This is a genomic window from Micromonospora sp. MH33, assembly GCF_003013775.1.
GTDB lineage: Bacteria > Actinomycetota > Actinomycetes > Mycobacteriales > Micromonosporaceae > Micromonospora > Micromonospora fulviviridis.
This window is the reverse complement of record NZ_MUYZ01000238.1, coordinates 1-11,012: the sequence shown is the minus strand read 5'-3', so window position 1 is coordinate 11,012 and position 11,012 is coordinate 1. Positions and strand designations below refer to the sequence as shown.

The window sequence follows — 11,012 nt, the reverse complement described above, 5'->3', positions numbered from 1 at the left end:
CCCCAACGACGCGAACCCGGGTACCGCGATCGCCACCGCCCGCCGCACCGGCGGCACCGGCGGCGGCTCAGCGACCGACACGGCCCCGCCTGGGTCGATCCCGCCCGCGTCGGCAGCCCCCCGCGCCGCCGCGAGAGCGGGATCGACCACCACCACCGGGGCGACACCGGCGATCTCGATAAACACCTTCTCCAGCAGCGGCATCTGCGCTGCCCCACCGGCGCAGTAGACGCCGGCGATGCCGCCCGGATCCACCTCTGCCGCGATGATCGCTTCGGTCATCAGCTGCGCCGCCCGGCACAGCACCGGGCGCGCCGCCTGCTCCAACATCTGCCCGTTGACCACCGCCGCCGGCCCGGCAGGCAGTGGGACGGTGACCGCGGCGTGGTCGGTGAGCGCGTGCTTCGCGGCCTGAACACTCGCTGCCAGCGCCCACCTCTCGCCCTCACCGGTGGTCGTGGCGTTGTCGCCGCCGGTCAGGGTGGTGGTCAGCGCGTGGTCGATGGCGGCACCGCCAGCGTCCGGGTCGGCCAAGGTAGCGAGGACCTCGAAGCCGACAGGCCCGCGCCGCAGGACACTGACCTCGGCGCCTGCGCCCACGTCGCACACGACAACGAAGGACCCGACCGGCAGCTGCACGCCGCAGGCCACGAGATGCTGCGCTACGGCCACCGGCGCCTCGACCAACCGCGGCTGCGCCAGCCCCGCACGGTGCGCGGCGTGGCGCATCCAGGTACGCCGTCGCGGCCCCCACCCGGCCGGCACCACGAGCCGCACATCCTCGATCGGGAACCCCGCCGTCCGCTGCGCCTCGTCGGCGACCCGCCGCAGCGTCGCCGCGACCAGGTCCAGCGCCTCGACCTCAGTGCCGGCGACGGCCAGCTGCTGTTCGGGAGACCGGCGGGGGGCCGGGATGAACCGGTCCGGTTGCGTGGCGGCGCCCTGCCAGGCTCGCTGGCCGGTCAGCAGGTTGCCGTCGGGGGCCAGGAACACCGCGCTGGGCAGCGCTGGTTGGCCGTCGAACACCAGCGGCGCCGACGTGCCGTCGGGCCATGCCAGCACCGCCACGGTGCTGGCATGGCCGCAGTCGATCGCCAGGCGCGCCTCCCCCGTACCCATAGACCTCAGTCAAACATGAGGATCACATTCACGTCAGCCGGGAATTACTCACAGCCATCAAACCGGGGGTCCGACGGCGGACCGCCGGGAGCCGCCAGCGCAGGTGCACGGCGGCCGGCCGAACCCTGACTCGAACCCGGCGCGGGGCCGCCGACGACTTGACCCGTTAGCGCACCGTCGATATTCAACACTGTCCACACGATCCTCATTGGAGGAAGTCATGAAGCCACCCACCAGCCCGATGTCCGCACAAGCACAAGCCGTCGCCGACAGGTGGACGCAGGCGGCGCTGTCCTGCGAACCCGCCGACCACGCGCGCGCCGAGGCCGCCGTCCGTCTGGCCTACCACGCGGCGGGGCACCCCGAACCCTCCCGATTCCTCTGGTGCCCCTCTCCCCCCGCCGCTATGGAACAGCTGCACCGCGTCATCGGCGACGGGCACACGTCGCTGGTCACGTCGGTCCGGCGCGACAACCTCAACCGGTCCCTCGCCGCCGCGCGGGCGCCGATCTGGGAGCAGACCAGCAAGCTCGACCGGTTCACCGCCCACGGGGACTTCCACCAGTTCATGGAGTGGACGGGCTACTACGGCGAACAGCGCTACGACGGCGTCGAAGCCCGCTACGACCTCATGGAGTACCCCTACCGCTGCAACCCGGTCACCGAACTCGAAGGCGCCGCTCTCGCACCGGTGCTGCACGCGGTGCGGCAGGTGTACACCCTGGTGCACTCGCCGATCTGGGCAAGCATCGACCGCAACATCACCGCCAGCTACACCCTGGTGCCCGCCAGATTCTGGGACACCGAGAGCAGCATCGTGGACCAGGACGACGAAGGACACGCTGTCGTCCGCTACTGCCTGAACCCGCGCGACTGGTTCTTCGAACCAGCCTGGAACTTCTACCCCGATTGGCTCCTCCTCGCCGCCATCGACACCTACCAGCAGCTGCTCGGAACCACTCCTGATCCCGCCTGGGAAGGGTGCAGGGAGGTGGCGCTGGCGGCAGGGCCGTGGTGGCCATTCGCCGACGTCGCGGTCATGAGCGAACACCCCACGTTTCTGCGGGTTAATGGGCAGGGCCAGTTGCGCTGCGAGGACGAGCCGGCGGTCGTCTGGCTCGACGGCAGTCAGACGTGGGCCCGCGACGGCAACGTCCTTCCGCCACCGTGACCAGCGGTCACGGACGGGCGAGCGGCTCGCGCCCCGATATCTCTGCTGACCGGGGCCATGCGGGGACGACGGGGCGGCCAGGCTCTCGCACCGGGCTGGCCGCCCGCGCCACGTCGTGCACGGCTGCTGGATCGGCCGGGGGCAGGGTCAGGAGGCGCAGGTGTTGAGCATGCTCTGCAGCGCGGACTTCTCCGACGACTGCAGGCTCAGCCCCCAGGCATACTTCACGGTGATCCACATCTTGCTGTAGGTGCATCGGTAGGACGACAGCGGCGGCTGCCGCGGCAGCCATCAGGCCAGAGTCCTTGCTGCTACCTCGTTGGCGCTCTTCGCGGGCATTGCCGCGGGTGCCTGCTCATCGGAGGACCGAGCAGCCGTGGCTTCGGCGAAGTGTGCGCTGCCGGTAGCCCAGAGGGCCGGCTTACGTCACGCCAGACTGAGCCCGACTTGGGCTCACCGCCGCTGCGCACCGACGGCGGCAGATGAGCATCCGTCGCTGCCGCCAGCGCCTGCGGGTCTCGCAGCATCGAGCAGCCGTCTACTATCCTCCGGTGGGTTCACCCAAGACTCCCTGGGTGAACGATGGCAGGATGAAGAGTCTCGTGTCACTCGATTGGACCTAGCGCGTGAGCCAATTCTCGGTCTCCATTGCGACGATGGTACTTCGTTCCGGGTCGGAAATTCGCCTACCTGAACGTGGAATTACCGCAGTAGTAGGTGGTAATAACGTCGGCAAATCTAGCCTGTTGTCAGAGACCGTCGCTTGGCTGGGGCGACACCGGGGCGATCTGCAAATCCCAAAGAATGTGCTCGACCGGGCGGTTTTGCGCAAGCGGGCCACTGACGATGATCTCTTGGCTTGGCTGCGGGAGAGCGGTTTCTCGTTGCCTACAGGAAACTTCGCCTGGCCTGGCAGCAGTCCGGGAATTGAAGAGAGTTACGTAAGGCATCTGTGGAACGGCGACGACGAGGCTGTTGGTCAGCTCTTGCAGTTCTTCGTCCATCGTTCTGAGGCGATCTCACGGGCGGGTTATGCGACGGGCACCGGCCGAAGAGAGAACATTGAACAGTCGCCCACTCATCCCATGCATTATCTAGAGGACGACCCCGAACTGCTTCAAGAACTCAGCGACACCTGCGTCAGAATCTTTCGGATCCCGCTTACACTTGATCGGCTGAGCAACACGGTTTCGTTCAGGATCGGGAAGACGAAGGTGCCTGCGCCGCCAATTGATGCGGTGACCAAGGAATATCGAGACTCTCTGACATCTCTTCCACTCTTGGCCGAGCAAGGCGATGGCATGCGGAGTCTTTTAGGTCTATTACTGACCGTGATGACCTCCTCGTTTCCAATTGTCCTAGTTGACGAGCCAGAGGCGTTCCTTCACCCGCCTCAGGCGTTCGAGCTCGGTCGCATTCTCGGGGAAATCGCAGTTCGGCGCGAGATTCAAATCGTCATTGCTACACACGATCGAAGCCTGATCGCGGGCCTGCTCGAAGCGGAGCAGCAGGTATCGATTGTCAGACTTGATCGTTCCGGGAATGTGACTAAGGCCTCACAACTCAACAGCGTCGAGGTAAAGTCGCTTTGGAGCGACTCGGTCTTGCGCTACTCGAATGCGCTAGAGGGCCTATTTCATCACCTCGTGGTCCTAGCTGAAGGTGACGACGACTGCCGATTCTATCGGGCTGCCCTTGATTCACTAGACGCAAGTTCCGCTATCGAGATCCCGCCCAGTGAAGTTTTGTTCGTCCCGACTGGCGGCAAAGATGGTATGGCGAAAGTGGCGAAGGCTTTGATCGCACTCGGGGTTCGAGTCGTCGCCACGCCCGATTTGGACATTCTGGATGATGCTAGCAAGTTAAAGTCTTTGGTAATGCAGTTTGGGGGTCGATGGGACGAGATAGAGCAGGATTACAATAATGCCACTAGGATTTTCAGGAGTCAGTATGTTCCAGCTCGAAAGTCTGATGTTTTAAAGGCATTGCAGGCGGTACTGTCCTCCGATCCTGATGAATCGTTTGACGAGGCGGCAGCGCGAGAAGTGAGGGCGCAAATGCGCATTAACGAGAGCCCCTGGAAGGCGCTCAAACGGTACGGTATGGCCGCATTTTCCAGCGGCGAAAGTCATGCCGCTGCGCTGCGACTGTTGGAGCGCCTTGACAGTATGGGAATCTGCCTCGTGCGGCAGGGTGAGTTGGAGCGCTTCGCTCCAAGCTTGGCCGTTCGCAAGGGTCCCGCGTGGCTTCCAGCAGCAATAGCTGCCGGAGCGCACGAGAGTGAGCCGGCCAAGGAACATCTGAGAAGGATCGTTCAATCACGAGCGTAGGTGCTATGCGGCTTCACTGCGAATCAAGCTGACCTGCTCGTTCACGCCTCGAGAGTCAAAACTGACGGGACCGGCCACTGTGGGCGAAGTGTCGCTTGCAGCGCCGGGTCGCCAGGCCGCGCCCGTCGTAGTTCCCTGGCAAATGTCGCACTTCAACGGACGGAGATCTGTCGCGCATCTCTTGTCGAACGACGCGTCGACAGCCCGTCGGCCCGTACGTTTGTTCGACTAGATTGTGCTAGTGGAGGTACGGGGGCGCTGGTGGAACGGGTCGGTGCGCCACGAGGCGCTAGGGTCTGCTGCATCGATAGGTGACATCTGAGATGGCTTGCCCTGTGGGCGGGCTGGAAGGATGCCGCTGTGCCGAAGCCTTACCCCCGAGAGTTCCGCGATGACGTGGTGCGTGTCGCTCATGACCGCGAGGCGGGAGTGACCGTCGAGCAAATCGCGAAGGACTTCGGGGTGCACCCGATGACGTTGTTCAAGTGGCTGCGTCAGGCCGACGTCGACGCCGGCGCCACGCCCGGGACGGCCAGCAGTGAGTCGGCCGAGTTGCGCGAAGCGCGCAAGCGCATCAGGTTGTTGGAGCAGGAGAACGAGGTCCTGCGCCGGGCCGCTGCCTACTTGTCGCAGGCGCATCTGCCGGGAAAAGGCTCTACCCGCTCGTGAGCGAGCTGGCCGCCGACGGGATCCCCGTGGCGGTGACGTGCCGGGTATTGAAGATCGCTCGTCAGCCCTACTACCGGTGGCTGGCCCGACCCGTCACCAGCGCCGAGCAGGTGGCGGCGTATCGGGCCAACGCGTTGTTCGACGCCCACCGTGATGATCCGGAGTTCGGCTACCGGTTCCTGGTCGACGAGGCCCGCGACGCCGGGCAGCCGATGGCCGATCGCACCGCGTGGCGGATCTGCTCCGGTAACGGCTGGTGGAGTGCGTTCGGCAAGAGGAAGCGTCGCGGCAAGGGCGGCAAGGTAGGCCCACCTGTGCATGACGATCTCGTGCGCCGGGACTTCACCGCCGATGGCCCGAACCGGCTGTGGCTGGCCGACATCACCAAGCAACCACACCGCTGAGGGCAAGCTCTATCTTTGCGCGATCAAGGACGTCTGGTCCCACCGGATCGTCGGCTACTCCATCGACTCGCGGATGAAGTCCCGCCTGGCCGTCGCCGCACTGGGCAACGCCGCCGCCAGACGCGGTGACCTGGCGGGCTGCATTCTGCACACCGACCGCGGATCCCAATTCCGGTCCAGGAAGTTCGTCCGAGCCCTCAACCGCCACCACATGGCCGGATCGATGGGCCGTGTCGGCGCTGCCGGAGACAACGCCGCCATGGAATCCTTCTTCGGACTCCTGCAGAACAACGTCCTGAACCGGCGATCGTGGACCACCCGCGAGCAACTACGGATCGCGATCGTGACCTGGATCGAACGGACCTACCACCGCCGCCGACACCAGCGGTCGCTGTCCCGGTTGACCCCCGTTGAATTCGAAACCATCATGCACCCACCGGCCAGTCAGGCCGCGTGACTACACCTGTCACCTGCCGGTGCAGCAGACCCCGCCGACCGCAAAGCGGGCGTGGCTGGCATCGAATGGCTACAGCCGCGTTCTGATCCAGTTGCGATCCTCGCCCGGCACGACGGCCTGGCGCAGCCCGACGAGCAGCTGCCCATCGAGGCGCTGCTGCACCATGTTGCGATCCTCGCCCGGCACGACGGCCGGGCGCAGCCACGTCACCCCGGACGGCTTGTCACCGGCCCGGTAGTTGCGATCCTCGCCCAGCACGACGGCCGGGCGCAGCGTCGAGCACGTCCGCCGGGTCGACCCGCGCACCCTGGCCGTTGCGATCCTCGCCCGGCACGACGGCCGGGCGCAGCGTTCGGGGCGTCTCCGCCGCCGGCCACGTCGCCGTTGTTGCGACCCTTTCTCTGGCCTACTTAGAACTCCTAACAGAATGATCTAGGGGTTTTGTCCTTGATGGATGGTTGACTAGAGTGTTCGGCCGTGAGGAGGGGTGAGCAGCCGCCGTGGGTCGTCTCGGACGAGTTGTGGGCGGAGATCGAGTCGCTGTTGCCGCCCCGTGCACCGCGCAGGCACCGGTTCCCGGGCCGTAAGCCCCTCGATGACCGCAAGGTGTTGTGGGGGATCTTGTTCGTGCTCTACACCGGGATTCCGTGGGAGTACCTGCCTCAGGAGCTCGGCTTCGGGTCGGGGATGACCTGTTGGCGCCGGTTGCGGGGCTGGAACGACGCCGGCGTGTGGTAGCGACTGTACGAAGTCCTGCTCGGCAAACTGCGGGCCGCGGACCAGCTGGACATGTCCCGGGCGGTGATCGACGGCTCCCACGTCCGGGCGCTCAAGGGCGGCCCAAAACCGGTCCGAGCCCGGTCGACCGCCGCCGCTCGGGCTCGAAACACCACGTCATCACCGGCGCGGGCGGAATCCCCCTCGCCGTCAGCCTGACCGGCGGCAACCGCCACGACGTCACCCAACTGATGCCCCTGGTCGACAAGATCCCACCGATCAGAGGCATCCGCGGTCGACCCCGACAACGACCGAAGCGGCTCTACGCCGACCGCGGCTACGACTACGACTGCTACCGCCGGGACCTGCGAGCCAAGGGCATCACCCCGGTCATCGCCCGACGCGGCGTCGCCCACGGCTCCGGCCTCGGCACCCGACGGTGGGTCATCGAGCAGACCATCGCCCTGCTGCACTGGTTCCGTCGCCTCCGCATCCGCTGGGAGGTCCGCGACGACATCCACGAAGCCTTCCTCACCCTCGCCTGCGCCATCATCTGCTGGCGACGACTCCAACGCTCAAAGAGTTAGGAGCTCTTAGGCGTGTTGCAAGGTACTCAGGAGGGACACGGGAGCTTTGAGGACGCAAGGGAGCCGAAGCGGAGCCGCTCACTCACCCATTGCAGAGAGTGCCATCGCTGTACGTGATGCTCGGCGCCTCACCCTCAACGCAGCTGCTGATTCCCTATCGCTAACGACGCCGTCAGGGATCAGGAAGGGTACAGCACGGAGGCGTGTTGAACCCTGGTATGGGTGGCGGCACCGTGGCCTGACGGGTCACATGACCCGTTCCGGTCTTGACGGCGTCAGGCGGTCACCCTGCTTGGGGGCGCTCCTTGACGAACGGAAGAATGGATCCTCGTGTCAGGTGGACAGACGCGCATTGTGCGCCGCGCGAGCCGGAGATCCTGGCGAGCCGACCCATGATCGACTTCAAATCAGATGGCGGTCGAGCGTACCGCTACGATCCCAACCGGCCACTGGGCGGGCCGGGTAGTTACGGCATGGCATTCGAGGCTCTAGCCGCAGACGGCTCCCCGGTCGCGGTCAAGGTTGTCGCGCTCAGCGGCAGCGCCGCGGACGCGAAGCTTGCCGAACGCGAGGTCACCATCGGGCGGTCGCTGCCAGCGGCCGCTGAGGGGCATCTACTGCCCTTGCTCGACGTCGCTCACCTCCGCGACCAGTTGATTTTGGTCATGCCACGTGCCTGCCGAAGCCTTGCCGACCTGATTGCGGCCGAGGCACCGCTAGATCCCGAAGGAACCAGCGAGATCTTGCTGCAAGTCGCCACCGCCTTGCAGAGCCTCGCGGCCGCGAGCGTGTTGCACCGCGACATCAAGCCTGCAAACATCCTGGAGCTGGATGGGCGCTGGCATCTCGCCGACTTCGGAATCTCTCGGCTGATGACCGCCGCGGCCAGCACCCTGACGTTTCGCGGTGGCGGGACAAGCGAGTATCGGGCACCCGAGCTGTGGCGTGGGGGAGACGAGAAGGTCGGTAGCGACCTCTACGCGCTCGGGTGCATTGGTTACGAGCTGTTGACCGGCGTGAAGGCGTTCCCGGGGCCACACTTTCGTGACCAACACCTCGGTGTCGTGCCCGAGCTGCCAGCTGGCACGCCGGCTCAACTTCGCGGAGCCATCATGGATCTGCTGGCCAAGGAGCCAGCGTCGCGTCCCCCGGATGCACGTGCGGTCATCGATATTCTGCGACCTCGACCGTGGCTAGGCCGAGGTCAGCGTGGTCTGCAAGCAATGCGGGCACACTCGGCTCGTGCGCGGCTCGCCCGGGAAGCCGCAGCCATCCGTGTGGACGAGTACGCCGAGCAGCAGCGCCAGGCTGGTCTGCGGTGGGACCACCTTTGGAAGACCGTCGTGCGCCACGCATTCGCCGCCGTGCCCGACGCCGAGGCAGGTGAGGCGGCGAATGGCGAGCCGTTCTTGATCGTTGGTGACGCACGACTTCTGGTACGCCTGCAAGCGCCCCAGGTGCCGCTGTCGCCGCTGCTGATGGTGGGCCAGCTGGTGGCCACGATGCGGGATTACCCGGGTGACGCCGTACCGGCGAATCTCGCCTGCCTCTGGATTGACGAGCAACCTGAGTGGCTCATCCTTCGAGCGGCGACCACGCCTGGACCGAACAAGATGGCGGGTATTGGCGTCGGCTGCCACCAGGTCGAATGGGCCGAGGATACCTTACTTCTTAAGGGAAGAAATCCCACTATGCGAGAGGCGGCGACGGCGGATCTGATCCTCGAGCTGTTCGACGAGGCCATCGCTGTCTCCGACTGAATCGGTGCTCCGACACCTCCGCGATCCTCTGACGCGCGGACATCGCTGCGATCGGGGTCTGGACGCCCACGGCCGGAGGTCGACGGTGACGTACGCGCGCTGAAGACCGGGACGATCCAGCCTCCGCCTCCGCTCCCGTCGACTGCCGCGTCTGGCTACTGTGGGATTCCGGCGCTTCTTGCGCACCCTGGGCGGGCGTTTCAGGCCCTCGTCGAGCCACAGCCGGCGGGTGCGTTTCCGGTTGACCACCAGCCCCTCGCGGGCGGCGATCGCGTGGGCCTTGCGCCACCCCCACCGCGGATACTGCGCGGAGATCTGCCGCAGCCGCGCCCGAAGCACCTCATCAGCGTCACGAGGAACCGGCGCCGGCCGGCGTTGCGCCGATCGGTGCTGCCCGGCCAGCCGGCACGCACGTCGTTGGGACACTCCGAAGCGCTGCTGCAGCACCGTCACGGCGCGGCGGCGGCGCTCCGGACTCACCAGTTTCCCCGGTTCAGCTCCTTGAGCATGTCGATGTCCAACAGCTGATCGGCGACGATCTTCTTCAGCCGGGCGTTCTCCCGCTCCAGGTCCTTGAGCCGTTTGGCGTCATCGGCTTTCATCCCGCCGTACTGCGCCACCCACCGGTGCCAGGTCGCCTCGGAAATCTCCAGCTGCTTGCACACCTCGGGCAAGGCCGAGCCCTGCCCGATCAGCTTCTCGCCCTCACGCAGCTTGCGGATGATCTGCTCCGGCGTGTGCCGCCGTCGAGTACCCATCGTGATGATCCCTCCCAGCCCCATCATGGGGCATCGGGCTCTCACAACAGGTGGACCACTTCACCGGGACCCAGTCAGACGGACGCCGGTGCGGTTGATGGCAGCTGCGGCCCGCAAGGTCACGAAGTGCCTCCGCCCTCTGCATGACGCTGCGGACGTTCAGCTGTACCTGCCTGTGGGCGTTAACCCGTACGCCGACAGGCTGCGGTGGTGGCCAGGATCGACCTGTTTTGGACCGCCCTTGAGCGGCCGGACGTGGGAGCCGTCGATCACCGCCCGACAGGTCATGTCGAGCTGCACGAGTGGCCCGTAGCCCAGCAGGGCCTTGTGCAGCTGTCGCCAGGTGCCAGCGTCTTTACAGTCCTGCAAGCGGCGCCAGCAGGTCGTCCCTGACCCGACCGAGCACTCGCGGCAGGTACTCCCACGGGATGCCGTTAGAGCACGTACAGGACTACGCACGAAACCTTGCGGTTATCCAGCGGTTCCCGGCCCGGGTAACAACACCGCCGTGGTGCACGGGTTGGCAGCAGCGGTGCGATCTCAGCCCACAGGTCGCCCAGGACGATCCACAGCGGCATGAACGCATCGGAGCTGGTTGCCGTGCTGGCGTCGTCTCCGTCCGGCAACCAGCGCCTACACAGATCCGCTGGGCCTCCGGGGGCATTGCACCCGTCATCCGGCCGAGGATTCACACTGGTGCGGTGGAGACTGGTGGGATTGAGTCAGCTCGAACCTGGCTGTTGACAGGCCAGCTGGCTCGCTTCGTTGGCTTGCCCGAATCTGCCTGGCTTGATGTCAAGTCAGGGCCGTACCGACTCGACAACCCCGGAAGCGCAGCAGAACTGGCCAAGGACGTTGCCGCGTTCGCGAACGGAGGCGGTGGCCTGCTCCTAGTTGGGTTTTCCACCCGGCGTGAGGGCGCCCGCGAGATTATCGACAAGCTTCGGCCGGTGCCGAGCGGCCTAGGCCGTGTTTGGTAAGGGGTCGGCGGGTGGTGAGGTGCCGGCGTGGCGGTGATCGATAAAGGCTGAGGTCTCCGG

The 11,012-nt window shown here is 66.0% G+C and carries 4 protein-coding genes, 3 pseudogenes and 1 CRISPR repeat array; of the genes and pseudogenes, 5 read left to right on the top strand and 2 right to left on the bottom strand.

The genetic code is table 11. From position 1 onward, the window contains the following. Positions 1-1,119, bottom strand: a 1,119-nt coding sequence (locus B0E53_RS27235) for an Hsp70 family protein (protein WP_146167785.1), incomplete at its 3' end; no start/stop codon positions are given. 406 nt (positions 1,120-1,525) lie between these two features. On the opposite strand from B0E53_RS27235, the gene B0E53_RS27230 reads away from it, so the two are divergent. The 5 genes and pseudogenes from B0E53_RS27230 to B0E53_RS27210 all read left to right on the top strand — a co-directional run bounded on the left by B0E53_RS27230 (position 1,526) and on the right by B0E53_RS27210 (position 9,214). Continuing rightward, the gene (locus B0E53_RS27230; RefSeq protein WP_107078637.1) at positions 1,526-2,290 is read left to right on the top strand and encodes a DUF6745 domain-containing protein; all 765 of its coding nucleotides are present in this window, start codon (positions 1,526-1,528) and stop codon (positions 2,288-2,290) included. Positions 2,291-2,916: 626 nt separating this feature from the next. After that, complete coding sequence (locus tag B0E53_RS27225) at positions 2,917-4,620, top strand: AAA family ATPase (protein ID WP_107078636.1); 1,704 nt, start codon at positions 2,917-2,919, stop codon at positions 4,618-4,620. A 360-nt stretch (positions 4,621-4,980) separates the two neighbouring features. Further along, positions 4,981-6,150 (top strand): annotated as a pseudogene (locus B0E53_RS27220) (IS3 family transposase). 90 nt (positions 6,151-6,240) lie between these two features. After that, positions 6,241-6,500: a CRISPR direct-repeat array (repeat unit 37 nt; unit sequence GTTGCGATCCTCGCCCGGCACGACGGCCGGGCGCAGC). A 127-nt stretch (positions 6,501-6,627) separates the two neighbouring features. After that, positions 6,628-7,454, top strand: a pseudogene (locus tag B0E53_RS27215) (IS5 family transposase). 392 nt (positions 7,455-7,846) lie between these two features. Then, on the top strand, positions 7,847-9,214 hold the full coding sequence (locus B0E53_RS27210) for a serine/threonine-protein kinase (protein WP_168215420.1): 1,368 nt from the start codon (positions 7,847-7,849) through the stop codon (positions 9,212-9,214). Positions 9,215-9,385: 171 nt separating this feature from the next. Here B0E53_RS27210 and B0E53_RS39715 read toward each other — a convergent pair. Further along, positions 9,386-9,972: pseudogene (locus B0E53_RS39715) on the bottom strand (transposase); the annotation flags it as partial. Between the last annotated feature and the right edge of the window lie 1,040 nt (positions 9,973-11,012).